General features: G+C 66.4%; 22 protein-coding genes, 1 tRNA gene and 1 pseudogene. 9 read left to right on the forward strand and 15 right to left on the reverse strand.

The annotated features are described in order from the left end of the window. Positions 1–9 precede the first annotated feature (9 nt). Genes RV045_RS03405 through queG form a run of 3 tightly spaced genes read right to left on the reverse strand, consistent with a single transcriptional unit; the run spans position 10 to position 3,764 of the window. Positions 10–1,563 (reverse strand): cryptochrome/photolyase family protein, encoded by a 1,554-nt coding sequence (locus tag RV045_RS03405; protein ID WP_423234364.1) that lies wholly within the window; start codon positions 1,561–1,563, stop codon positions 10–12. Positions 1,564–1,578: 15 nt separating this feature from the next. Then, positions 1,579–2,634, reverse strand: a complete 1,056-nt coding sequence (locus RV045_RS03410; protein ID WP_423234365.1) for a site-specific tyrosine recombinase XerD — start codon at positions 2,632–2,634, stop codon at positions 1,579–1,581. Beyond that, entirely contained in the window at positions 2,631–3,764 is a 1,134-nt protein-coding gene (queG, locus tag RV045_RS03415) for a tRNA epoxyqueuosine(34) reductase QueG (RefSeq protein ID WP_423234366.1), read from the reverse strand. Before queG ends, RV045_RS03410 begins: the two co-directional genes overlap by 4 nt. Positions 3,765–3,776: 12 nt before the next feature. Between queG and tsaE the strand changes: the two genes are divergently transcribed. Continuing rightward, positions 3,777–4,295 (forward strand): tRNA (adenosine(37)-N6)-threonylcarbamoyltransferase complex ATPase subunit type 1 TsaE, encoded by a 519-nt coding sequence (gene tsaE, locus RV045_RS03420; protein ID WP_423234367.1) that lies wholly within the window; start codon positions 3,777–3,779, stop codon positions 4,293–4,295. Here tsaE and glmM read toward each other — a convergent pair. The 6 genes from glmM to RV045_RS03450 form a co-directional block, all read right to left on the reverse strand. Next, positions 4,282–5,622 carry a phosphoglucosamine mutase gene (gene glmM, locus RV045_RS03425; RefSeq protein ID WP_423234368.1) on the reverse strand — a complete coding sequence of 447 codons (1,341 nt, stop codon included), beginning with the start codon at positions 5,620–5,622 and terminating at the stop codon, positions 4,282–4,284. The genes tsaE and glmM overlap by 14 nt on opposite strands. A gap of 33 nt (positions 5,623–5,655) precedes the next feature. Further along, positions 5,656–6,513: a dihydropteroate synthase gene (gene folP / locus RV045_RS03430; RefSeq protein ID WP_423234369.1), complete on the reverse strand. Its 858-nt coding sequence runs from the start codon at positions 6,511–6,513 to the stop codon at positions 5,656–5,658. Positions 6,514–6,541: 28 nt separating this feature from the next. Next, complete coding sequence (locus RV045_RS03435) at positions 6,542–6,931, reverse strand: type II toxin-antitoxin system VapC family toxin (RefSeq protein WP_423234370.1); 390 nt, start codon at positions 6,929–6,931, stop codon at positions 6,542–6,544. Further along, positions 6,928–7,134, reverse strand: coding sequence for a type II toxin-antitoxin system VapB family antitoxin (locus RV045_RS03440; protein ID WP_423234371.1), 207 nt, complete (start codon positions 7,132–7,134; stop codon positions 6,928–6,930). The genes RV045_RS03435 and RV045_RS03440 overlap by 4 nt, the downstream gene beginning before the upstream one ends. Positions 7,135–7,260: 126 nt before the next feature. Beyond that, positions 7,261–9,180, reverse strand: a complete 1,920-nt coding sequence (ftsH, locus tag RV045_RS03445; RefSeq protein ID WP_423234372.1) for an ATP-dependent zinc metalloprotease FtsH — start codon at positions 9,178–9,180, stop codon at positions 7,261–7,263. A gap of 129 nt (positions 9,181–9,309) precedes the next feature. After that, entirely contained in the window at positions 9,310–9,930 is a 621-nt protein-coding gene (locus tag RV045_RS03450; RefSeq protein WP_423234373.1) for an RlmE family RNA methyltransferase, read from the reverse strand. 53 nt (positions 9,931–9,983) lie between these two features. Between RV045_RS03450 and RV045_RS03455 the strand changes: the two genes are divergently transcribed. The 3 genes from RV045_RS03455 (at position 9,984) to RV045_RS03465 (ending at position 12,842) form a co-directional block, all read left to right on the forward strand. Continuing rightward, positions 9,984–10,460 carry a YhbY family RNA-binding protein gene (locus RV045_RS03455; protein ID WP_423234374.1) on the forward strand — a complete coding sequence of 159 codons (477 nt, stop codon included), beginning with the start codon at positions 9,984–9,986 and terminating at the stop codon, positions 10,458–10,460. Positions 10,461–10,587: 127 nt separating this feature from the next. Then, a complete protein-coding gene (fliJ, locus tag RV045_RS03460) occupies positions 10,588–11,049 on the forward strand; it encodes a flagellar export protein FliJ (protein ID WP_423234375.1) in 462 nt (153 codons plus the stop codon). Between the two features lie 26 nt (positions 11,050–11,075). Continuing rightward, positions 11,076–12,842 (forward strand): flagellar hook-length control protein FliK, encoded by a 1,767-nt coding sequence (locus RV045_RS03465; protein ID WP_423234376.1) that lies wholly within the window; start codon positions 11,076–11,078, stop codon positions 12,840–12,842. A gap of 36 nt (positions 12,843–12,878) precedes the next feature. On the opposite strand, the gene RV045_RS03470 is transcribed toward RV045_RS03465, so the two are convergent. The 4 genes from RV045_RS03470 to RV045_RS03485 all read right to left on the reverse strand — a co-directional run bounded on the left by RV045_RS03470 (position 12,879) and on the right by RV045_RS03485 (position 15,856). After that, positions 12,879–13,076 carry a helix-turn-helix domain-containing protein gene (locus RV045_RS03470; protein WP_423234377.1) on the reverse strand — a complete coding sequence of 66 codons (198 nt, stop codon included), beginning with the start codon at positions 13,074–13,076 and terminating at the stop codon, positions 12,879–12,881. A gap of 104 nt (positions 13,077–13,180) precedes the next feature. Further along, entirely contained in the window at positions 13,181–13,492 is a 312-nt protein-coding gene (locus tag RV045_RS03475; RefSeq protein WP_423234378.1) for a hypothetical protein, read from the reverse strand. A gap of 1,306 nt (positions 13,493–14,798) precedes the next feature. Further along, positions 14,799–15,230: a hypothetical protein gene (locus RV045_RS03480; RefSeq protein WP_423234379.1), complete on the reverse strand. Its 432-nt coding sequence runs from the start codon at positions 15,228–15,230 to the stop codon at positions 14,799–14,801. A 119-nt stretch (positions 15,231–15,349) separates the two neighbouring features. Beyond that, a complete protein-coding gene (locus RV045_RS03485; RefSeq protein ID WP_423234380.1) occupies positions 15,350–15,856 on the reverse strand; it encodes a retropepsin-like aspartic protease family protein in 507 nt (168 codons plus the stop codon). A 168-nt stretch (positions 15,857–16,024) separates the two neighbouring features. Between RV045_RS03485 and RV045_RS03490 the strand changes: the two genes are divergently transcribed. The 3 genes from RV045_RS03490 to RV045_RS03500 are packed head-to-tail and all read left to right on the forward strand — an operon-like array spanning position 16,025 to position 19,618. Beyond that, positions 16,025–17,797, forward strand: coding sequence for a hybrid sensor histidine kinase/response regulator (locus tag RV045_RS03490; RefSeq protein WP_423234381.1), 1,773 nt, complete (start codon positions 16,025–16,027; stop codon positions 17,795–17,797). Continuing rightward, positions 17,794–18,564 (forward strand): 16S rRNA pseudouridine(516) synthase, encoded by a 771-nt coding sequence (locus tag RV045_RS03495; protein ID WP_423234382.1) that lies wholly within the window; start codon positions 17,794–17,796, stop codon positions 18,562–18,564. The genes RV045_RS03490 and RV045_RS03495 overlap by 4 nt, the downstream gene beginning before the upstream one ends. A 49-nt stretch (positions 18,565–18,613) precedes the next feature. Beyond that, a complete protein-coding gene (locus RV045_RS03500; protein WP_423234383.1) occupies positions 18,614–19,618 on the forward strand; it encodes a bifunctional riboflavin kinase/FAD synthetase in 1,005 nt (334 codons plus the stop codon). A gap of 15 nt (positions 19,619–19,633) precedes the next feature. Here RV045_RS03500 and dnaB read toward each other — a convergent pair whose 3' ends face one another. Both dnaB and RV045_RS03510 read right to left on the reverse strand, forming a co-directional pair. Continuing rightward, positions 19,634–21,097: a replicative DNA helicase gene (gene dnaB / locus RV045_RS03505; RefSeq protein ID WP_423234384.1), complete on the reverse strand. Its 1,464-nt coding sequence runs from the start codon at positions 21,095–21,097 to the stop codon at positions 19,634–19,636. Positions 21,098–21,125: 28 nt separating this feature from the next. Then, positions 21,126–21,212, reverse strand: a tRNA-Leu gene (locus RV045_RS03510). Between the two features lie 235 nt (positions 21,213–21,447). Between RV045_RS03510 and RV045_RS03515 the strand changes: the two genes are divergently transcribed. Further along, a complete protein-coding gene (locus tag RV045_RS03515) occupies positions 21,448–21,984 on the forward strand; it encodes a chemotaxis protein CheW (RefSeq protein ID WP_423234385.1) in 537 nt (178 codons plus the stop codon). Positions 21,985–22,050: 66 nt separating this feature from the next. After that, positions 22,051–23,499 (forward strand): annotated as a pseudogene (locus RV045_RS03520) (methyl-accepting chemotaxis protein); the annotation flags it as partial. Positions 23,500–23,600: the final 101 nt, after the last annotated feature.

The following is a 23,600-nucleotide window of genomic DNA, read 5'->3' on the forward strand; positions in this document are numbered from 1 at the left end:
CCCGGACAATCAATCCTGCGCCTTGCCGCGCACGGCCTCGTAGCGGGCGAGCGTCGCCACGCGCGCCTGCGCGTGATCGACCAGCGGCAGGGGGTAATCCAGCCCGGTGCGATGGCGGGCCAGCGTTTTGGCCTCGTGCAGGTCGGCGGCTGGCACCCGCGCCAGTTCGGGCAGGTAACGCCGGATGAAGCGGCCCTCGGCATCAAAGGTGCGGCTTTGCGTCCAGGGGTTGAAAATGCGGAACCAGGGCTGGGCGTCGCAGCCCGTCGAGGCCGCCCACTGCCAGCCGCCATTGTTGCTGGCGAGGTCAAAATCCAGCAGGTGCTGCGCGAAAAACGCCTCGCCGCGCTGCCAGCCGATGCCCAGATCCTTGATCAGGAAACTGGCGCTCACCATGCGCAGGCGGTTGTGCATATAGCCCGTCTGCAGCAGCTGGCGCTGTGCCGCATCGACCAGCGGATAGCCCGTTCGGCCCGCGCACCAGGCGGCGAAATGGCGGTCGGCCACGGCGCCCTCTTCCCAGACCAGCGCGTCGTCAGCGCGGCGGAAAGCGCCCTGCGCCACGTGCGGGAAGTTGGCCAGGATCTGATGGTAGAAATCGCGCCAGACCAGCTCCTGGATCCAGACGAGCGCACCGGGGCGCTCGGGCGCGGCGCTGCTGGCGGGCGTGCGGGCGCTGTGGCGGCCCAGCTCGCCGGGCGAGCAGCCCAGTTCGTCCAGCGCCAGGCGGATCAGCTCGCGCACCGACAGCGTGCCAAAGCGCAGATGCACGCCCAGGTAGCTGGGGCCCTTCAGCGCAGGCTGGTCGCGCTGGCGCCCGTAGGCGGCCAGTCGTGGGCGGAAATCGTCCAGCCAGCGGCGCACGCCCGCGCGGTCGCCGGTCAGGCCCAGCTGGTTCAGGTTGGTGGGCTCGAAACCGGTCTGCGCCAGCGTGGGCACGCCGGGGGCTTGGGCGGGCACGGTGATCTGGCCTTGCGCGGCCGCCTGAATCACCGCGTCGGGCCAGGGCGGGTGGCCCCCCGGCCGAGCCAGATCGACGGCGTGGTCGCGGACGTCGGCGGCGCTGAGGCGCTGGCTCCAGTTGCGCCAGTAGGGGGTGTAGACGCCGTACGGCTGACCCGCGCCGGTGAGCACTTCGCGGCGCTCGAAAATCACATGATCCTTCACGCTGTGCCAGGCGCAGCCCTGCCCGGTCAGCGTCTGCGCCACCTGCGCGTCGCGGGCCAGCGCGTGCGGATCATCGTCGTGGCTGGCGAACACCGCCTGCGCCCCGAGCGCCTGCGCCAGGCGCGGAATCTGCTGCGCCGCGCGGCCGTGCAGCACCACCAGACCGCTGCCCACGGCGGCCAGATCGGTATGGATCTGGCCCAGCGCCTGCAGGATGAACTCGACGCGGCGATCCTGGCGCGGCAGCGCGTCCAGGATGTCGCTGTCCAGCACGAACGCCACCCAGACGTGGCGAGCGCGGGCCTGCGCCAGCGCCCAGGCGGCGTGATCGTGGCTGCGCAGGTCGCGGCGCAGCCACAGCAGGGCGCGGTCAAAAGTCGGGTCGGGGGGGCTCATGGGCGGTCCTTCGGGTCAGTCGTCATCGTCGTCGCTGTCATCGGCCGCATCGGATGCGAACGGGTCGGCATCATCGCCAATGCCGGAAAACCCGGCGCGCGGATGGTGTCTGTCGACCAGGTGGCGCAGGCGCTCGCGGGCGATGTGGGTGTAAATGGTGGTCGTGCTGATGTCGGCATGGCCCAGCAGCAGCTGCACGCTGCGCAAGTCGGCGCCGTGGTTGAGCAGGTGCGTGGCAAAGGCGTGGCGCAGCGTGTGCGGACTGGGCTGCTGCGCCAGCCCGGCCTGGCGGGCGTATTTTTTGACCAGGGTCCAGAACATCTGGCGCGTCATGGGCTCGGCGCGGGCGGTGACGAAGAGCGCCGCGCTGCTGCGCCGCCCCACCAGCGCGGGACGGCCGTCCTGCAGCCAGCGCCGCAGCCAGATCACGGCCTCCTGGCCGAAGGGCACCAGACGCTCCTTGCCGCCTTTGCCCAGCGTGGTCAGCACGCCGTCGTCCAGACGCACGTCGATGCGGCGCAGCGCCACCAGCTCACTGACGCGCAGGCCGCAGGCGTAAATCACCTCCAGCATGGCGCGGTCGCGCAGACCCAGCGGCTGGCTGACGTCGGGCGCGGCCAGCAGCGCTTCGACCTCGGCCTCGGCCAGTGTTTTGGGAAAGCGCAGCGCCGTGCGCGCGCTGGCCAGGCGCAGCGTGGGGTCGTGGGCCATCAGGCCCTCGCGCACCGCCCAGCGGAAAAAACGCCGCAGTACGCTGCCGCGCCGGTTGGCCGTGGTCGCGGCGGTGCTGGCGTGCGCGGCGACCGACCAGCCCAGCAGATCGCTTTCCTGCACCTGCAACAGGCGCGCGTCGCAGCCTGGCGGCAAAGCGGGGCCGGGACGGCGTCCGCGCCGGGGCGCTGCAGATTCTTCCCCGCACGCCGGGTCATCCTGCGGCGCCGGGCCGCACAGGTGGCGCAGCAGCGCTTCCAGGTCGCGGCGGTAAGCCAGACGGGTGTTGGCCGACAGTCCTTCTTCCAGCCAGAGCGCGGCCAGAAAGCGCTCGATGAGGGGCAGCGCGGCGGTGCTCATGCGGTCAAGCCCGCCGATGACGCCTGCGCCAAAGCACTGCGGCGGTGCTCCTGCACGGCCGGATCAGCGTCGTCGCAGCGCTGAAGCGCCTGCAGCAGGGCCACGCGCAGCGCCGCATCGGCCTGCGGGTGAACCAGTGCGTTGCCCATGGCGGTGACCAAGTTGCGCCGCCAGCGCGCCCAGCCGATGCGCCGGATGGCGCTGCCCGCGAGGCGGCTGTCGAAATCCTCCGGGCTCCAGGCCCACAGGCCCAGCAACGTCGCCGCTTCCAGGCCGTGGCGCGGCACCCAGTCGGGCGCGTCGCTGCGGCGGGCGTACTTGTTCCAGGGGCAGACCAGCTGGCAGTCGTCGCAGCCGTAGACGCGCGAGCCGATCAGCGGGCGCAGCTCGGGCGGCATGGCGCCATCGTGCTCGATGGTCAGATAAGAGATGCAGCGCCGCGCATCCACCTGGCCGTCTTCCAGAATGGCGCCCGTGGGGCAGGCGTCCACGCAGGCGCGGCAGCTTCCACAGTGGCTGTCGCCCGCCGGGGTGAGTGGCAGCGGCCAGTTGATGAAAATCTCTCCCAGGAAAAACATCGACCCCGCATCGCGGCGCAGCAGCAGGCTGTGCCGCCCCGCCCAGCCCAGGCCCGCGCTGCGCGCCAGGCTGACTTCGAGCACCGGCGCGGAATCGGTGAACACGCGCGCCTGCAGCGGCGCCCAGGCCGCCGCCCAGGGCTGGGCGCACCACAGCGGCTCCTGCTGCTGCAGCCAGTCCACCAGCTGCGCCAGGCGCTGGCGCAGCACCTTGTGGTAATCGCGGCCCCGGGCGTACACCGACACCACAGCGTTGCCGGGCTGATCCAGCCGCGCCAACTCGTGCCCGCGCCAGTCAGGCGGGGTGCTGGCGGGCAGGTAGTCGAAGCGCAGGGAGAGCACACGCAGCGTGCCAGGCAACAGCTCGGCCGGACGCGAGCGGCGCGTGCCGTGACGCGCCATATAGTCCATCTGGCCGTGGTAACCGGCGTCCAGCCAGCGCTGCAGGGCGGCTTCGGCCTGCGGGTGCTCGACGCCCGCCACGGCGACATCGCCAAAGCCCAGCGCCCGCGCCTGACCTACAATCTGCTGCCACGCTTCGTGCTGCTCCAAAACCGATCTCCTGTGGCCCAGAACCTCTCCCCTGCCCCCGAACTGCGGCTCGATCTGCCCACCGAGGACGACACCCGTTCCTTCGCCGAATCGCTGGCCGCGCTGGTGGCGGGCACGCCTGCGCTGTCGGCGCTCATCACGCTGCAGGGCGATCTGGGCGCGGGCAAAACCACCTTCTGCCGCCACCTGCTGCGGGCTTTGGGCGTCACCGGACGCATCAAAAGCCCGAGCTACGCGATTGTAGAGCCCTACCTCGCCCAGCCGCCGGGCGGCGCCGCGCCGCTGGCCGTGCATCACTTTGACTTTTACCGCCTGGGCGATGCACTGGAGTTTGAAGAGGCCGGCCTGCGCGATCTCGTCCTGGCGCCCGGGCTCAAGCTGGTCGAGTGGCCCGAGCGCGTCGCAGGCCAGATGCCCGCCCCCGACTGGGCGCTGACGCTGAAACTGCAACCGGACGACAGCCGCCAGGCGCAGATCATCGCCGGAACAGCGTCGGGCGCGCGGTGGCTGGATCGGCTTAGACCGCCATGATCACGTCCGCCAGGCGGCGGGCGCAGGATTCGGCCTGATCGCGCTCAAAAGCTTCGACCATCACGCGCAGCACGGGCTCGGTGCCTGAGGCGCGGATGAGGATGCGGCCGGATTCGCCCAGTTCGGCTTCGACCTGACGGCGGCAGTTGGCGACGGCGGCGCTGGCCGCCCAATCCTGGCCGGGCTTGAGGCGCACGTTGTGCATGATCTGCGGACACAGCTGGACGCCATCCAGCAGCTGTGCCAGGCTTTTGCGGCCAAACTGCACCGCCTGCAGCACCTGCAGGGCGCTGATCAGGCCGTCGCCGGTGGTGTGGCGATCCAGCATGAGCAGGTGGCCCGAGCTTTCACCGCCCAGCAGCCAGCCGCGCTCTTTCAGGCCTTCCAGCACGTAGCGGTCGCCGACCTTGGCGCGCAGCAGCTCGACCCCCTGGCGGCGGAAAGCCGCTTCGACGGCCAGATTCGTCATCAAAGTGCCGACCGCGCCGGACACGGTCTGGCCGCGCGCGATGCGGTCCTGGACCAGCACATAAAGCAGCTCGTCGCCGTTGAAAATGCGGCCGGCGCCATCGACCATCTGCAGGCGGTCGGCGTCGCCATCCAGCGCCACGCCGTAGTCAGCGCCGTGCTCCAGCACCGCCTGGGCCAGCGCTTCGGGGTGGGTCGCGCCCACGCCCAGGTTGATGTTCAGACCATTGGGCTGGCAGCCCACGGGAATGACGGTGGCGCCCAGCTCTTCGAACACCTGCGGCGCGACCTGGTAGGCGGCGCCGTGCGCGGCATCGACCACCAGCTTGAGCCCGGCGAACGAGGTGCCGGGGCTGAGCGTGCTTTTGCAGAACTCGATGTAGCGCCCTTGCGCGTCATTCAGGCGCCGGGCACGGCCCAGCTGCGCCGATCCGGCCCACTGGGGCGGCTGGGCCAGGGCAGCTTCAACGTCCAGCTCCCAGGCGTCGGGCAGCTTCTCGCCGCTGGCCGAAAAGAACTTGATGCCGTTGTCCTCAAACGGGTTGTGTGACGCGCTGATGACCACGCCCAGCTGCGCACGCATGGCCCGCGTCAGGTGGGCCACGCCCGGCGTGGGCAGCGGCCCGGTCAGGCGCACATCGACCCCGGCCGAGGCAAAACCGGCTTCCAGCGCCGCTTCCAGCATATAGCCCGAAATGCGCGTGTCCTTGCCCAGGATGACGCGCGGACGCTCGTGCGTGCGGCGCAGCACCACGCCCACGGCATGGCCCAGGCGCAGGGCGAAATCGGCGGTGATGGGGCTGACGCCAACCCGGCCCCGGATGCCATCGGTGCCGAAATACTGTCGCTGTGTGCTCATGGGGGATTCCGCTGTCGTTTGATTTTTGTCGGTTCAGTCTGTCTCTGGGGAGGCGCTGTCGGGCCAGCCGGCCGCGTGGGCGACTTTCAGGACGTCCACCGTGGCGGCCACGTCGTGGACCCGAACGATGCGCGCGCCCCGGGCCACGCTGACCAGCACGGCGGCCAGGCTGGCGGCCAGACGGTCCGCGACACCGCGCCCGGTGATGGCGCCCAGCGTCGATTTGCGCGACCAGCCCACCAGCAGCGGCTGCCCCAGCTCCAGCAGCGCCTGCTGGTGCTGCCAGAGGGCGAGATTATGCGCCACCGTCTTGCCAAATCCGTAGCCCGGGTCAAGCACCACGCGCCCGCCCGCCACGCCCGCGTCCAGCACCGCACGCAGGCGTTGCGCCAGAAAGACGCCCACTTCGGCGACCACGTCGGCGTAGTTCGGCTCGTGCTGCATCACACCGGGCTCGCCCTGCATGTGCATCAGGCAGACGCCGCAGGACGGGTGCGCCGCCACCACCTCCAGTGCGCCGGGGCGCTGCAGGGCGCGCACGTCGTTGACGATGTCCACGCCCGCATCCAGCGCCGCGCGCATCACGACGGGCGAGCTGGTATCCACCGACACCGGCACGCCCAGCGTCACCGCGTGGCGCAGCACAGGCAGTACGCGCGCCAGTTCTTCGGCCTCACCCGGCGTGCGCGCGCCCGGGCGCGTCGATTCGCCACCAATGTCCAGAATGTCCGCGCCCTGCTCCACCAGTAAATCGCAGTGGCGGCAGGCCGCCGCCGCATCGCCATGCAGCCCGCCGTCCGAGAACGAATCCGGCGTGACATTGACGATGCCCATGACGCGCGGGCGAGAAAGGGCTATGGGGAAGCGGGTGGTTTGCCAATGCGTGTTCATGGCGAGGGCCTGGAAGTGAAAAGCCGCATCAGTGGGACAGCTCGCCGTAGTGGACGCCAAAGCGCTGGGTCAGGACCGACAGGCGCCGATCCAGCGTCCACAGCCGGGCGCCCGGCAGGAGCAGCACCGAAGCCAGCAGCATGAGATCAATCAGCCCGCAACCCTGCCCGTAGAGCTTTTCGCGCTCCACCAGCAGCAGCACTTCGCGCAGGCTGGCGTGCGGCACGGGCTGGAGGTCGGCCAGCAGGGCCAACAGGGCTAACGATTTGGCCCGCTGCGGCGGCGTGCCGCAGGCGACTTCGCCCTGCACCATAGGGTGGACCAGGATGCGGTCCTGCGGCAGCAGCTGCATCAGGTGGGCATTGGGCGTGCGGAAATGATCGATCCAGATCGATGTATCTGCCAGAACGCCGTTCACTGCAGTTCGTCGGTGTAGCGCGGGCGAGGGATGTCGGGCATGTCGGGCGCAGCCCCGCCCAGCAGGGCCAGGCGGCGGGCCGCGTTGACGCGCACAAAGGTCTTGATGGCTTCGCGGAACAGGTCGGCCTTGTCCATGGCCGGGTCAGCCACTTCCAGGGCGCGTTCGTACAGGGCGTCGTCTATCGTGACGGTGGTTCGCATGGCACACTTTCAGCATCAAATCTGAAGTGATTGTGCATCAAATCTGACACCGATCAGCCAGGAATGATTCAAAAATGAGGCATAAAAAACGGAGCCCGAAGGCTCCGCTGTCATTTGTGCGCCGGATCAGGCCGTAGCCGGAGCATCGCCTTCGATTTTCACCGCCGGGGGTGTCGGGCCATCGCCGCCGCCGCTGGGGCGGGAGCTGGGTCCAGACCAGTCCTTGGGCGGACGCGGATCGCGGCCTTCCATGATGTCGCCGAGCTGGTCGGCATCGATGGTTTCCCACTCGAGCAGGGCCTTGGCCATGGCGTGCATCTTGTCCTTGTTGGATTCGATCAGGTTGCGCGCCGTGGCGTACTGGGCGTCGATGATCTTGCGGATCTCGCGATCCACCTTCTGCATCGTCGCTTCAGACATGGCCGTGTGGCGGTTCATCTGCTTGCCCAGGAAGACTTCACCTTCCTGCTCGGCGTAAACCATGGGGCCCAGCTCGTCGGTCATGCCGTAGCGCGTGACCATGTCGCGGGCGATCTGCGTGGCGCGCTCGAAGTCGTTGCTGGCGCCCGTGGTCATCTGGTTCATGAACACTTCTTCAGCGATGCGCCCACCAAACAGCATGGCGATCTGGTTCTCCATGTACTCGCGGTCGTAGCTGTACTTGTCACGCACAGGCAGGCTCATCGTCACGCCCAGGGCGCGGCCGCGCGGGATGATGGTCACCTTGTGAACCGGATCGCACTTGGGCAGCATCTGCCCGATCAGGGCGTGACCGGCCTCGTGGTAGGCGGTGTTGCGGCGCTCTTCCTCGGGCATGATCATGGACTTGCGCTCCGGGCCCATCATGATCTTGTCCTTGGCCTTCTCGAAATCGTTCATTTCGACGAGGCGCCCACCCCGGCGCGCCGCGAACAGTGCGGCTTCGTTGACCAGGTTGGCCAGATCAGCGCCCGAGAAACCCGGCGTGCCACGCGCCAGCACGTCGGCGCGAATGTCCTGGCCGACGGGGACCTTGCGCATGTGCACGCCCAGAATCTGCTCGCGGCCACGGACGTCGGGCAGCGTGACATAGACCTGGCGGTCGAAGCGGCCCGGACGCAGCAGCGCCGGGTCCAGAATATCGGGGCGGTTGGTCGCAGCGATGACGATCACGCCCAGGTTGGTCTCGAAGCCGTCCATCTCGACCAGCATCTGGTTGAGGGTCTGCTCGCGCTCGTCGTTGCCGCCGCCCATGCCGGCGCCACGGTGACGGCCCACGGCGTCGATTTCATCGATGAAGATGATGCACGGCGCGCTTTTCTTGGCCTGTTCGAACATGTCGCGCACGCGGGCCGCGCCCACGCCGACGAACATCTCGACAAAGTCAGAGCCCGAAATCGTGAAGAAGGGCACTTTGGCCTCGCCCGCGATGGATTTGGCCAGCAGCGTCTTGCCCGTTCCGGGCGGGCCGACCAGCAGCACGCCGCGCGGAATGCGTCCGCCCAGCTTCTGGAATTTCTGAGGATCCTTCAGGAAATCCACCAGCTCGGTGACTTCTTCCTTGGCCTCGTCGCAGCCGGCCACATCCGCAAAGGTGACGGTGTTGCTGTTTTCGTCCAGCATGCGCGCCTTGGATTTGCCAAAGCTGAACGCCCCGCCCTTGCCGCCGCCCTGCATCTGGCGCATGAAATAAATCCATACCCCGATCAGCAGCAGCATCGGCCCCCACGAGAACAGCAGCGACTGCAGCAGCGAACCCTCGGCGCGCTGCTGGACGCGGAAGCGCACGTTGTTGTTGATCAGGTCGTTGATCAGGCCACGGTCGAGGTAGGAGCCCGTCGTGCGCACGGTGCGGTCGTCCTGCGTGACGCCCGTGATATCCACAGCGCGCAGGCCCTCTTCGATCACCACGCTCTTGACGCGGCTGGCCCGCACCTCCTGCAGGAAGTCCGAGTACGCGATCTGCGAGCCCGTGCTGGCGCCCTGATCAAACTGTTTGAAAACGGTGAACAGCACGAGGGCCACCACCAGCCACACCGCCACCTTGGAAAACCATTGATTGTTCACATCAGGCCCTTTACCCGTTGAGCAGATCCACGTGTCACACAGCGGTCACACGCTTCGTACGATTCTAGTCCAGAGCCCATATGCGTGCGCAGCACAAATCCACAAGCCCCTGGAGAGAATAGATGGGGTCTATTTCAGACCGATCCCGATCAGAAACGTCTCGGCCGATCTGTCGCGCGACGATTTGGGCTTGAGCGGCTTCACCGTCACAAAATGGCGCTTGAACTGCTCGACGATCTGGCTGTAGCCGCTGCCGTGGAAGACCTTGGTGACCAGCGCGCCGCGTGGCTGCAGGTGGGTGCTGGCGAATTCCAGCGCCAGTTCGACGAGGTGGCTGATGCGCGCCGCGTCCGAACTGGCAATGCCCGACAGGTTGGGCGCCATGTCGGAAACGACCACATCCACGGGTCGGCCCTTCACAGCCTCGTGCAATTGCTGCAGAATGCCGTCCTCACGGAAATCCCCCTGGATGAAGGTCACGCCGTCGACAGGTTCCATGGGCAGGATGTCCAGGGCGATGACCGTGGTGTCGGGGTATTCCCGGCGCAGGTACTGGCTCCAGGCGCCCGGCGCCGAGCCCAGGTCGACCACCAGCTGACCGGGGCGAAGCAGGCCCAGCGCGTCGTTGATTTCCTTGAGCTTGTAGGCAGCGCGGGCCCGATAGCCGTCACGCTGCGCCATCTTGACGTAGGGATCGTTGAGGTGGTCGTTGAGCCACGCCCGGTTTACTTTTCTGTTTTTTGTTGCCACACCTGCGCCCGCCTGTCCGGCCAGCCCTCTGCCTGAAAGTCCGTCATCATATTATGAGCGCCATCCCTCTGACCCCCGCCCAGCGCAAGGATCTGCGCGCCCACGCCCATGGGCTGTCGCCTGTGGTCATGATCGGCGCCGACGGACTCACCCCCGGCGTGCGCAGCGAAATCGACCGCGCGCTGAACTCCCACGGCCTGATCAAGGTGCGCGTGTTCAGCGACGACCGTGCCGCGCGTGAGGCGCTGCTGGTGCAGATCTCGCACGATCTGCACGCCGCGCCCGTCCAGCACATCGGCAAGCTGCTGGTGCTTTGGCGCCCGCAGCCCGAACCCGAAGAGACCGAAGCCCGCGCCGACCGCAAGGCCGGGCCGCGCCTCGTCACCGTGCTCAAGCAGAAAGCCAGCGCCACGCACCGCGCCAAAGTGGCGCGCATCAAGGTCTATGGCAACGAGCGCGTCACCGCCGGCGGCCACGTCAAACGCGCCAAGGTGCGCAAGATCAGCCTGAAAAAGCAGCACAGCAGCTGAACCCGGCACAGCGGCACCGACCGCAGCGGTCCTGCACTGATCCCCCGGGCGCAAGGTGCTGGTCTGACCCGGTTTTGACCCGCAGATTCACGCACTGCGGCCCGCCGCTTCGCGCCAGAATCAGCGCATGAGTACGTCCCCCGCGATCCACAACCTGCTGGCGCACGAAAAAACCCAGCGCGATCAGGCCCTGACCCAGCTGCACAGCACGCGCGAAGCACTGAACCAGGCGCAATCCCGGTCCGACCAGCTCAGCCAGCACCGCAGCGCCTACGAGCAGCATTGGCGTGAACGACACACCCAAGGCGAAAGTTCGATCGAAGTCATGCGCTGTTACAACGATTACATGAACCGGCTGGACATGGCCATCAGCCAGCAGGGCAGCCTGCTCACCCAGGCCGAAGAACGCATGGCGCACGCGCGCCGTCTGGTGCTGGAGGCCGAACTGCGCGTCGCCCGCACCCAGAAACTGCTGGACCGCCGCCAGGCCGAGATCCTGCAGGACGCGCAGCGGCGCGAGCAGAAAATGTTCGACGAACAGGCGCAGACCCTGTCCTGGCACGCCCAGCGCCAGGCCGCCAACAGCTAGACCGAGGCCCGATGATGATTCCGCTGATGCCCACCGCCTCCCCCGATTCAGCCGCCCTGCTCCCCGGCTCTGGCCAGGCGCCCGGCGGCCCGGGGGCCGGGCTGAAGCGCAAGGGACGCGCGGCAGCCGGACCGCAGCACGCCGCCGCAGACAGCCCGGGTCAGAAAGGCGCGCAAGCATCCCCTGGCTTCGCCAGCGCCCTGCGCCAGCGCCGCGAGGCACAGCGGCCCTCGGCCGCAGACACGACGCCCCTGTCGGCGCCCTCCCCGGAGAGAGCGCCTTTGCACGCCGTCAACGCCAAAGCAGAAATCGGCGCTGCGAAGCGAACAAAACCCGATCCACTCGATCCGGCTGAAGCGGCCACCCGGCCAGACGCCGGTGCAGCGCTTCAGGCCGCCGGGCAGATTGTGGTGCCGGTGGCTGTGACAGCAGCGCCTACCGCCCAGGCAACATCTGATCAGACCACGGCGCCCGCCCTTGCCCTTGAGGCAGCCACGGCCACCGCACCCGGTGCTGGTGCCGAAGCGGCCGTTTCAGCGCAAGCGGCCCAGCTCGGGCAGCCTTCGAGCGCCCAAGCCCGGCCCAGGGCCGCGCCGCACCCAGGCGACGGGGCAGCAGCCAGTCAGGTGGCTGCGCTGGGCTCCGCCGCTGACACGCCAGCCGCACAGACTGAGGGCGCGGCCGGCGCAGTGGCCGTTTCAGCGGCGAGCCAGGCGGGCAATCGGGCCAGTGCCCAGACCACGACTCAGGCCCATTCGCAGGGCACGCTTGCGGCGGCTGCCCAGACCATGGATCCAGTCACTCTGGCCACGACCCAGGCAGAGACCCGTCAGGCGCTGGCCGCCCGCGTTGCTGGGCTGGATGCCCGCCGCCCGGCGCGGCCTGCGGCAGGCCGCGACACCGGCGAAGGCGCCGCCGCAAACACCCCGCAGGCCACGACTCAAAGCGCTCGGCAGCCAATCGCAGAAATCGCTCGCGCCAGCCTGACCGCGCTTGAGTCCGCTGCGCCGCCCCTGCGCAGCGCCCAGCAGATGAAGGCCGAAACCGCGCCCAGCGTGCTCTCGGCCTGGGCGTCCGGCCAGCGCGCGGCAGCCGCCCCGAGCAGCGCCCCCCTGCCCGCGCGCAGCAGTACGGCTCCGGCAGCGTCTGCTCTGACACCCGGCGAGAGCCTGAGCGCCGCGCTGGCGGCCCTGAACAGCCCGCCGGCCGCAGCCACCAGCGTTTTCAGCGACCGATCTGTGCTGCACGGACACATCAGCACGCCGGTCAGCAGCCCCGAATTTCATGCCAGCCTGGCGAGCAGCGTCAGCGGCCTGCTGCGCCAGGGCGGTCAGGCGCAGTTCAGCCTGAACCCGGCCGAAATGGGCCCGATCACCGTCAAGGTCGATCTGCAGGGTGACCAGGCCCGCGTGTCCTTCGCTGCCGATGTGGCGTCCACGCGCGAGCTGCTCGAAAAATCGCAGCCCTGGCTCAGCCAGGCGATGGGCGAGGCCGGTCTGCGCCTGGTCCAGACCCACATCGCCGCTCCGGCCAGCACGCCTGACCCGCGCGGCCAGGCCTTCCAGCAGCCCGCCGGGCAGCAGGGCCAGCCCCAGCAGCAGCCCTCGGGCGGCAACGCCGATGCGGGCAGCTTCGGCGCATCCAGCGGCCAGCAGGCCAGCACTGGCGGCCAGCCCCACAACCCGCGACAGGCCCCAGGCACGCCAGTACCGGCAGCGCCTGTGGCCGACACCGTCCGCAGCGACAGCCCACCGCCATCGTCGAATGGGCGTGGGCTGCATACGGTGGTTTGAAACGGTTGAGCCTGGCCGGATCATTCGGCGGGTGGGTCAGCAGTCATCGTGACTGGCTGACGCCATCTGGCACTTCTCCGCCCGATAGCCCCACTGGCCAGGGCCACGCCTGAGTTCACGGCTGATGTTACCAGGGTGCCTGCCTAGCGGTCGGGCGATCGCGCTGATGCTCTGTCTGGCTTTGAAGAGGCTATAAATTCGGTATCGTTCCTCTTGGCTGAGGTGTTTGTACATCGGGCAACCTGAACTTGGCGATTTGAGCGGCCATGATGCCTTGACCTCCTCAGCCACACATCATCAAGTTCATCTTTGTTGCACGTTGTGGTTGAATCTGCCTTTTATTCCTCTTCGTAGGGAAACCCTTCAACCGCAGATAAAAATTTGCTCAATAATCCGGTGCCCTCTGCCCGCATCCAATCGGACAAATTGGTCTCAAAGTACCAATAGTTGGTGTTTGGGATGGGTAGTGGCTTGCTAATTTCTTTTTTCTTGGCAAGTCGCAGGGCAGCAACAAATGGCGGATATTCTGAAAATCTATCCAGATCCTTATATTTAGTCAAATCAGCAAATATTCTCTGCTCCAACTTTATAGCCATTTCCTGCAGTTTTACTTTCTCATTTTCCGTAAAAATAATATTCGGCCAACTCACGTATAATCTCCAGCATTATCAATTGACTTGAGACCAGCCGACAAAAACCATCAGGAATGATGACTTGCTCTGCCTCACTTCGGTATAGGCTTGCTGCTCAACACGCCACACGATGCTCATAAATTTCGGGCATTAACCCGATCTTGGCGCCTCAAGGAATCTCTGATCAAGAAAAACTTCCCCGCCGAACCCATCCGTAACTCACAATTTCCGAGTTATCTCGCGGCCGCCCGTCTGGACGGATTCAATTTTTCAGGGGATCATACCTCGTAACACCCAGTGAGATATCTCACTGGTGGCAGACGCATTCCCCGCACTCACCGATACGATATAAGCAAGCTCACAATCCATGTCGGCGCCGACATGGACTTTTATGCCGAAACACCACGAACTACCCTGCCTCGACTGGTGCATGAAAGAAATGCGCAGCATCGCCGCCAGAGGCATCGGTTAACGGCCACGACGGCTGACTTGGGAATAATACGGCTCGATCACGGTCAGCAGTTCCGTCCGGGGCACAACCCGCTCTATCTCGCCCAAAAACGCTCGCAGCGCGTCTGTTTCTTCTTGCTGTCGAAGGCCAGTGTGGCGAAGAAGGTCTGCTCCATAATGTCTCGGGCTGAGTGCGATGCTGGAAGTTTACCGGGTGGAGTTGATCAAAGGTTCCCTCAACGATTGACATCGGGGCATGCTCCACGTATGTGACTCGGGCCGACACATCTTATGAGCATTTCGTGTGTCCTCAAAAAAAACAAATCCTTGTCTGAGCATACACAAGTCAACGAACTCGGAATCTGATATCGATTTCGCCTTGTCATAACCACACTCGCGTAATGCCACTCGAATCCTGGGCTTGCTTTGCCCTACCTTAACCCAGTAATCTTCAGGCCCTAGTGGTGGCGAATCAATTTCATAGATAGCACAAGCTGACGTCATTAAAACAGTCATCATCAAGCAAATTACTCTCTCTATTCCATAAGTCACTTTATCCCCTCCTTAACTTTTACTGACGGCACAATCAAGGGGGCGCTTTCAGCGGCACTCCCGATGCATCTCTACGCGCGCTCAATTTCAACGCCTGGTTCATAATTCGCAGACGCGGCATCCATCGACATATATCCACCACCTGTCGGAGCATTCCCGGCAATCACTGTGCCAATCAGGTCAACCCTTGCGGTCGAAGGCAGTGTGGCGAAGGAGGTCTGCTCCATAATGTCTCGGGCCGAGTGCGATGTTGGAGGTTTACCAGGTTGAATTGATCCGAGATTCCTTTGCTAGTGATTTAGCACCAGCATAAATCAATACCTCAATCGGCCTTGGGCCAAATAAAGCCACTTTCCGCCGATCTGCACGCAAGGGTTGACATCATTGACTCATCACAGAAAGATTGAAACCCCTTTGGCGATAGAACAAACTTATAGCCCTTATCAAGCATGCAGGAAGTATATTTATCAAACTTAGCCGAATCATGAAGTGGCTTTACTTTGTCACTGCAAATCTTCGAATCAGTTACAACTTCATTTTCTGCTGCACCGGGTTTCGTCCACAGCTGTGACGGACCGGGCGATGGGGCATCAATTGATGAAAATCCACAGCCACTCAAGTCAGCCGAAATGAGCACGAGAAGAATGAATAAATTTACTCGATACACAAAACAATATCCTTTTAAATATTTTAAACTTTTATTCGCACTTGGAGGCTCAATGATTGGAACGTTTGATTTTTGAGAAATACGCACTTATCCGTATATTTTTTGAAATATTTTATCTCCCGACAAACCCTCTCAAGTAACCTGTAATCGAAAAAATCTTCCCACCGAGCCCCCAGTTCTGCGCTATTTCAGAGCTTTACGATTCCTCACCGCGCCGTCAACCGCATCACCCCATCCTTGATCTGCACATCGAAATGGCGCAGAAAGCTCTGGCCCAGCAGGGCGTCGTCGTCGCTGGCACCGACCAGGCCGACGCCGACACGCACTCGGGACACAGTGCGCGACTGGCCCTGAGGACCGGTCAGCGCAACGGGCATGCCCGGCACAATGCGGCCCGGGCTGTCGCCCGCCGCGGTCTGAAAGGTGACAGGTTCACCCGGCGGCAGGCCGGCGCGCTGCGCGAGGGCTTCGGTGACAACGACCAGGCTGGCGCCGGTATCCACCAGGAAACGCACAGGCTGGCCGCCCACTGTGCCGGGGACGTGGTAATGGCCGTCGCTGCCGCGCGGAATGAGCCAGTCGCCCTGCGCCGTTACCGCCAGCGGCGGCGGTGACAGCCAGCGCTGCAGGGCCCAGGTGGTCCCGGCGATCAGCGCCAGCCAGACCAGCATCCAGACCAGCGTGGCGGCCCCACGCTGGCTGCGGCGCGTCATGGCATGGCCACTGCCACATCTGCATATCGGCTTTTCAGGCTGACAGGGGGCCGAAAAATGTGCAAGAATTCCTGACAAAGTACAAATTCTCCATCGCAGGACAGGCCAAGAGGGGCAACTGTGAAATTTTTCAGGTTCAGGTCGGCGACCGTCCGCAAACCAGAGGCCTTGCGCGATTACGTCGTCAGCAACCCCCTGGTGCAGGAGCTGGATTATCCGCTGCGGCTCGCGCACGAGCGCATGCGCCTGCTCATGGATGGCATGCGCGCGGGTCTGTGGGGCAGCGCCTTTTTCATGGGCCTGGTTCTGGCCTTCTTCGCCAGTCAGCCTTGGGCGCCGGGGTGGCTGGTCAGCCAGAGCGTGGGCATGCTGCTGTGCGGCGGTGTGGCCTGGGCCTACCGGCGCGATGCGCGCAACTACCTGCACCAGCGCCGCTGGCTGATCCTGATACACGCTGTTACGCTGGTGCGCGCCGCATCCTGGGGGACGCTGGGCCTGCTGATCCACCCCGAGCAGCCGCTGCCGCTGATCATTCTGGCGCTCAGCGGCATGCTGGGTGCCATGTCGGTCACCGCCTACACTTATAGCCTGAGCTTCAGCCTGTCGGCCACCAACGCGCTGATCATCGCCCTGCCGGCCATGCTGGCCAGCCTGCCGCTCACGGCGCAGATGGACTGGATCAAGCTGCTGGGCCTGTCGGGCTACCTGGTTTTTCTGATGGTCTGCACGCGCCAGGTGCGCGCCAGCACGCTGGCCCTGATCGATCTGCGCCTGCGCGCGGGCGAGCTGGCCAAGGACCGTGATCACGCGCTCAAGCTGGCGCGACGCAACGGGCGATCCAAGGACCGCTTTCTGGCCAGCGTCAGCCACGATCTGCGCACGCCGCTGACCGGCGTGCTGGGCCTGGCGCAGATCAGCCTGGAGCGCAGCCGCAACCCGCAGGTGCGCGACAACCTGGGCATGATCCGGCTGTCGTGCGAGCACCTGCTGGCCATCATCGACGACCTGCTGGATGTGGCCAGCATCGAGGCGGGCAAGGTCTCGGTCAACCCGGCGCCCTTCGATCTGGCCGCGCTGGCGCACGACATGCAGGCGCTGCTGGGACCGCTGGCGCGCGACAAGGAACTGGGCCTGACGATAGACCACGAGCTGCCGCCCGGCGTGCGCCTGCTGTCGGGTGACGCCAAGCGGCTGCGCCAGGTCGTCGTCAACCTGGTCGGCAACGCCATCAAGTTCACCACCGCCGGGCAGGTTCAGGTGCTGCTGCACGCCACCGGACAGCGGCTGCTGATCCGCGTCAGTGACAGCGGCCAGGGCATCGCCGACGACATGATCGAGCGCATGTTCGAACCTTTCGAGCAGGCCTCGGCGCCCGGCCAGCCGGGCAGCGGCCTGGGCCTGGCCATCGTGCGCGAACTGGCCCAGGCGCTGCGCGGCGAGGTGCGCTGCACCGCCACCTCCAGCGCAGGCAGCGTCTTCGAATTCGAATGCCCCTGCCCCGCCGTCCAGGCCACCGAGCCCGACACCCAGCCCGGCGAGATCTGGCCCCTGCACGGGCATGTGCTGCTGGTCGAGGACGATCCGGTCAGCGCGCTGCTCGCGCAGGGCATGCTGCGCAAGCTGGGCCTGAGCGTCACCGCAACCAGCCAGGGCCCGCTGGCCCTGCAGCAGCTGGAAACGTGTGCCTTCGACTGCGTGCTGCTCGACGGCCACCTGCCGGGCCTGAGCGGCTGGGAGGTCGCCCGGCGCTGGCGCGCCGCCGAGCGCGAGCGCGGTCTGCCCGCCGTGCCCATCCTGGGCACCACGGCCGACCCGATGCTCAGCACCAAGCAGCAGTGCCTGGACGCGGGCATGGACGATGTGCTGACCAAGCCCTACGACCTGGAAGCGCTGCGCGGCAAGCTCGCCCGCCTGCTGTCATCTGAGACAATGTCGGCATGACCCCAGCCGACGCCCCGACACCGACCCCGCATCCTGCCCCTTCCAAACCCGCCGCCGCACCCGAAACGCAGCGCGCGGGCGATCTGCTGTTCGCCCACGGCTTTGGCACGCGGCGCCTGTGCGCCGGGCTGCTGCGGCGAGGCGAGGTGGTCTGGCAGGGTCAGACTGTCACCGATGCCGACCAGCCGCTGCCCGTCAGCGGCACCTGGACGGTGCAGGGCCACGAATGGCCGCTGGCGCTGCACCCGCTGGTCATGCTGCACAAACCGGCGGGGTTCGAGTGCTCGCTCAAACCGCGCCACTGGCCCAGCGTGCTGAGCCTGCTGCCGCCGGCCCTGCGCCAGCGCGGCATGCAGTGCGTGGGCCGACTTGATCAGGACACCACCGGCCTGCTGCTGCTGACCGACGACGGGCAGATGCTGCACCGGCTGACCTCGCCGCGCTGGCATGTGCCCAAAATTTACCGCGTGGACACCGCGCGCGACATCACCCCCGACCAGCTCGCCCGTCTGCAGGAGGGCGTGGTGCTGGCCGACGACCCCGGCCCCGTGGCCGCGCAGTCGGCGCTGCAGACCGCGCCGCGCCAGCTGTGCCTGACGCTGACCCAGGGCAAGTACCACCAGGTCAAGCGCATGATCGCCGCCGTGGGCAACCACGTGCTGGGCCTGCACCGCGAGCGCATCGGCGCGCTGGACCTGCCCGCCGATCTGCCGCCCGGCCAGTGGCGCTGGCTGGAAAGCGCTGCACCGCTGCTGCCCGCCGCCTGACCGTCACCGGCTTCCTTCGCCCCCATTCCCGCAGACTGCCGCCCTGGCCATGAAGATTCTCCGCACCTTTCCCGCCGTGACGAACGGCCCGACGGCCGCGCCCTGCGCCCTGGCCATCGGCAATTTTGACGGCGTCCACCGCGGCCACCAGGCGCTGCTGCAAGAGCTTGTACAGACGGCGCAGGCCAAAGGCCTGGTCCCGGCCGTGCTGACTTTCGAGCCCCACCCGCGCGATTTTTTCGCCAGCCAGAAAAGCAGCTCACCCGAAGCCGAGCGCACGCCGCGCATCCAGCCCCTGCGCGACAAGCTGCTGGCGCTGGCCGCCTGCGGCGTTCAGGCCACCTTCGTGCTGCGTTTTGATCCTGCCATGGCGTCTCAGCCAGCCGAGCGCTTCGTGCGCCAGGTGCTGGCCGGGGCGCTGCAGGTGCGCCACCTGGTGCTGGGGGATGATTTCCGCTTCGGCGCCGGGCGGGCGGGCGACGTGGCCCTGCTGCGCCGCCTGGGGGCCGAGCTGGACTTTGCTGTGCAAACCCTGGCCGATGTCGACGATGGCGGCCGCCGCATCTCCAGCACCGCGCTGCGCACTGCGCTGCTGGCGGGCGACATGGCGCAGGCGCAAACGCTGCTGGGTCAGCCTTACGCGCTGGATGGGCGCGTGCGCCACGGCCAGAAACTGGGCCGCACCCTGGGCTTTCCCACGCTGAACCAGCGCCTGGCGTTGCGCCCCCCGGGCACGCCCACGGCGGCGCGCGGCATTTTTGTCAGCCGCGTCCACCAGCTGGTACCGGGCCAGCCGCAGCGCGTTCTGGCGGGGGTATCGAGCCTGGGCACCCGCCCGACGCTGGGCGAAGGCCTGGAGCCCTGGCTGGAAACGCACGTGCTGGACTGGCCTCGCGAACTGGGGCCTGAGGGCGGTTACGGCCGCCACATCCGGGTCGAGCTGCTGGCGCATCTGCACTTCGAGCGCCGCTACGCAGGCCTGGCCGAACTGCAGGCGGGCATTGCCGCTGACCTTGAAGACGCGCGCCGCTGGCACGCGGAACATCCCGTCTGACGGCGCCGGGCGGCGTCAGCTGTATTCGGCGGCCAGGTTCTCGAAGCGCGTGTTGCGCGCGACAAAGCCCAGCTTGACGGCGCCCACGGGGCCGTTACGGTGCTTGGCGATGATGATTTCCGCCACGCCCGGCTCCTTGCTGTTCTCTTTGTTGTAGTACTCGTCGCGGTAGATGAACATGATCAGGTCGGCATCCTGCTCGATGGCGCCCGATTCGCGCAGATCGCTCATCATGGGGCGCTTGTCGGTGCGCGACTCCACCCCCCGGTTGAGCTGCGACAGCGCCAGCACCGGGCACTGCAGCTCTTTGGCCAGGCCCTTGAGCCCGCGCGAGATCTCGCTGATTTCGTTGACGCGGTTCTCGTCGCCACCCCGCCCGGAGCCTGTCATCAGCTGCATGTAATCGACCACGATCAGCCCGACGCGGCCGCACAGGCGGGCGTGGCGGCGGGCGCGGGCACGCAGCTCGGACGAGGACAGGCCTGGCGTCTCATCGACCACCAGCGAGGCGCCCGCCAGGCGGTCCACGCACTCGGTCAGGCGGCCCCATTCGTCGTCGGACAGCGCACCCGTGCGCAGGTGGCCCTGGTCGATGCGGCCCAGAGAACCGACCAGACGGTTGACGATCTGGTCCGCGCCCATTTCCATCGAGAAAATGATGACCGGCAGGCTTTCTTCCACCGCGACGTGCTGCGCGATGTTGAGCGCAAACGCCGTCTTGCCCATGGACGGGCGCGCCGCCAGCACGATCAGGTCGCCCGGCTGCAGGCCCGAAGTCATGCGGTCCATGTCGTAAAAGCCGGTGCGCACGCCGGTGACGTCCTGCGCGCCGTTCTCGGCCAGTTCGACCACGCGGTCGGCCAGGTTCTTGACCAGCACGTCGATGGACTGAAAGCCCTGGCGCGTGCGGGCGCCCTCTTCGCCGATCTGGAAAATCTGGCTCTGCGCCTGGTCCAGGATGTCGGAAACCGCCAGGCCGCGCGGGTTGAAGGCCTGGCCGATGATGCCGTCGCTGACGCCGATCAGGCGGCGCAGCACCGAGCGGTCGCGCACGATGTCGGCGTAGCGCGTGATGTTGCCCGCGCTGGGCACGCTCTGCGCCAGCGCATTGAGGTAGACCATGCCGCCGCTGGCTTCGTCGGCGCCATGCAGTTTGAGCTGCTCGTCCACCGTGATGACGTCGGCCGGGCGCGAGGCAGCGACCAGCTGGCCGATGGCCGTAAAAATCAGCTTGTGCTCGTGGCGGTAGAAATCGTCAGCGGTGATCTGGTCGGCAATGCGGTCCCAGGCGCCGTTGTCCAGCAGCAGTCCGCCCAGCACGCTCTGTTCAGCCTCGATCGAGTGCGGCGGAACGCGCAGCTGGCCGACATCGGCTTCGGTGGCGGCCAGCGCCTCAAAGAGATCCGCGCTGTCGTCGGGCGGCGGGCCTGCGTCCGGATCAGGCGACATATCGGGCGGCAGGTCGGTATCGTCGCTCATCAACGCGCTACAGGGCTGGTGGGGGTGATGGTGCCGAAGGCCGGACTCGAACCGGCACGCCTGTGAAGGCGGGGGATTTTGAATCCCCTGCGTCTACCGATTTCGCCACTCCGGCAGGAATGCATGGGCGGAGGCAGACACCGCCCGAAGAGGCACGCATTATGACAGAAATCCGCCCCACACCAGCCGGCGCAGGGCGCACAGCCCAAAGGCGGAAATGCCCCGCGCTTCGCCCTTAATTCAGCGCAAGACCGGACGCCTCCGCCCTTGGGTTTGGCCGCACGCTGCCGATACACACCCAGAAGCCTTCGGGCCGCTCTTTGCTCACCCCCCCTTCTGGCGAGACCTTCATGAATACAGACACGACCGTTGTTTCCAGCAAACCGGCTCCCGCCTCGGGCGTCATGGCCCCGGCGCAGGAGTACCTGAGCTTCCGCGTCGGCTCGGAAGAGTACGCCATCGACATCCTGAAGGTCCAGGAGATCCGCTCTTACGAGCCGCCCACGCGCATCGCTGGCGCGCCCGGCTACGTCAAAGGCGTGGTCAACCTGCGCGGCGTCATCGTACCCATCGCCGACCTGCGCCTGCGCCTGTATCTGGACGACATCCGCTACGACGATTTCACCGTGGTCATCGTGCTGAACCTGACGCACAGCGTGGTTGGGCTGGTGGTCGATTCGGTCAGCGACGTGGTGCGCCTGCGCGCCGAGGACATCCGCCCCGCGCCCGATTTCAGCGGCAACCTGGACGCCAGCTACATCCAGGGCCTGGCGACGCTCAGCAGCGTGGACAGCAGTGGCGCCGAAGCGCAGCGCATGCTGATCCTGACCGACATCGAACAGCTCATGGCCGACATGCAGCTCAACCAGAGCCAGCAGCTGCACTGAGCGCTGTGCGGCGTCCCTTCCCTGCCCTCTCTTTTCACCACACACACTGATCTGCTGGAGCCCTTCATGAATCTGAGCAAGCTCACCGTCCGGGGCCAGCTGACGCTGGGCTTTGGCATTCTGGCCACCGGTCTGGCCGTCATGGCCGGACTGGGCAGCTATGAAGTCCACGAGGCCAACGCCCGCTACCAGAACCACATCAGCCAGGTCTCCAAGATCGAGCTGGCGGCCAACGACATGATCGACGCGGTCAACGCGCGGGCGATCGCCATCCGCGACATGGCCATCCAGCACGATGACGCGGCGTCGGTCACCCGGCTGAGCGAACGCGTCAAGGAGCAGGACGCCAAAATCGACCGCTCGCTGGCCAGCCTCAAAGACCGGCTCAGCCAGGTCGACAACGTCCAGCCCGCGCTGCTGGCAGAAGCGAAAAAAGTGGAGGCCACCGAGGCCATCTACCGGCCGGTGGCCCAGTCCATCGTGGCCAACCTGCTGGCGGGCGAACATGAGCTGGCGGGTCAGCGCATCAAGACCGAATGCAGCCCGGCGCTGGCCAAACTGGTCGGCGAGCTGGGCACTTTCCTGGGTGAATCGGGCCAGGTCGCGGTCAAAACGGCCAAAGCCGGTCAGGACGAGTACGAAACCGCACTGACGCTGATGCTGGCGCTGGCGGGTCTGTCCATCGTGCTGGGGGTCGTCGCCGCCACGCTGATCACACGCAGCCTGGGCCGCGCCCTGGGCGCCGAACCCAACCGCCTGAGCGAGCTGGTGCAGAACGTCGCTTCGGGCGATCTGCGCGCCATTGACGGGGCGCAGTCCGCGCCTGCGGGCAGCGTGCTGGCCTCCATGGGCGCCATGCAGCAGTCGCTGGTCAGCCTGATCGGCCAGGTGCGCCATTCGGCGGACAGCATCGTGGTCGCGTCGGCGGAAATCGCCAGCGGCAACCAGGACCTGTCGCAGCGCACCGAAAACACCGCCAGCTCGCTGCAGCACACCGCCGCCAGCATGCACCAGATGACCAGCACCGTGGCCCAGAACGCCGACAGCGCGCAGCAGGCCAGCCAGCTGGCCAACTCGGCAGCGGAAGTCGCGGCGCGCGGCGGGCAGGTGGTGGACCGCGTGGTGCAGACCATGCAGGACATCAGCGCCTCCAGCCAGAAGATCAACGACATCATCGGCGTGATCGACGGCATCGCCTTCCAGACCAACATCCTGGCGCTGAACGCGGCCGTGGAAGCCGCCCGTGCGGGCGAACAGGGCCGTGGCTTTGCCGTGGTGGCGGGCGAAGTGCGCAACCTGGCGCAGCGCAGCGCAGGCGCCGCCAAGGAGATCAAGGGTCTGATCTCCAGTTCGGTGGAAACCGTGGCCGGAGGCAGCCGCCTGGTGGGCGAGGCCGGTGAGACCATGCGCGACATCGTCAACCAGGTGCGCCGCGTGACCGACCTGATCGCCGAAATCAACGCCGCCACCTCGGAGCAGACCAGCGGCATCAACCAGGTCAGCAACGCCATCACGCAGCTGGATCAGGGCACGCAGCAGAACGCCGCGCTGGTGGAAGAAATTGCCGCCGCCGCCGAGAGCCTGCGCCAGCAGTCGCAGACCATGCTGGGTGCGGT

This window comes from Amphibiibacter pelophylacis (genome assembly GCF_037688875.1).
Lineage (GTDB): Bacteria > Pseudomonadota > Gammaproteobacteria > Burkholderiales > Burkholderiaceae_C > Amphibiibacter > Amphibiibacter pelophylacis.

Excerpts from the sequence above, each read along its gene's own strand:
- RV045_RS03405 (WP_423234364.1), bottom strand. The coding sequence starts at position 1,563 with ATGAGCCCCCCCGACCCGACTTTTGACCGCGCCCTGCTGTGGCTGCGC.
- RV045_RS03410 (WP_423234365.1), bottom strand. The coding sequence starts at position 2,634 with ATGAGCACCGCCGCGCTGCCCCTCATCGAGCGCTTTCTGGCCGCGCTC.
- glmM (WP_423234368.1), bottom strand. The coding sequence starts at position 5,622 with ATGAGCACACAGCGACAGTATTTCGGCACCGATGGCATCCGGGGCCGG.
- folP (WP_423234369.1), bottom strand. The coding sequence starts at position 6,513 with ATGAACACGCATTGGCAAACCACCCGCTTCCCCATAGCCCTTTCTCGC.
- RV045_RS03440 (WP_423234371.1), bottom strand. The coding sequence starts at position 7,134 with ATGCGAACCACCGTCACGATAGACGACGCCCTGTACGAACGCGCCCTG.
- RV045_RS03455 (WP_423234374.1), top strand. The coding sequence starts at position 9,984 with ATGAGCGCCATCCCTCTGACCCCCGCCCAGCGCAAGGATCTGCGCGCC.
- fliJ (WP_423234375.1), top strand. The coding sequence starts at position 10,588 with ATGAGTACGTCCCCCGCGATCCACAACCTGCTGGCGCACGAAAAAACC.
- RV045_RS03465 (WP_423234376.1), top strand. The coding sequence starts at position 11,076 with ATGCCCACCGCCTCCCCCGATTCAGCCGCCCTGCTCCCCGGCTCTGGC.
- RV045_RS03470 (WP_423234377.1), bottom strand. The coding sequence starts at position 13,076 with ATGTACAAACACCTCAGCCAAGAGGAACGATACCGAATTTATAGCCTC.
- RV045_RS03485 (WP_423234380.1), bottom strand. The coding sequence starts at position 15,856 with ATGACGCGCCGCAGCCAGCGTGGGGCCGCCACGCTGGTCTGGATGCTG.
- RV045_RS03495 (WP_423234382.1), top strand. The coding sequence starts at position 17,794 with ATGACCCCAGCCGACGCCCCGACACCGACCCCGCATCCTGCCCCTTCC.
- RV045_RS03500 (WP_423234383.1), top strand. The coding sequence starts at position 18,614 with ATGAAGATTCTCCGCACCTTTCCCGCCGTGACGAACGGCCCGACGGCC.
- dnaB (WP_423234384.1), bottom strand. The coding sequence starts at position 21,097 with ATGAGCGACGATACCGACCTGCCGCCCGATATGTCGCCTGATCCGGAC.
- RV045_RS03515 (WP_423234385.1), top strand. The coding sequence starts at position 21,448 with ATGAATACAGACACGACCGTTGTTTCCAGCAAACCGGCTCCCGCCTCG.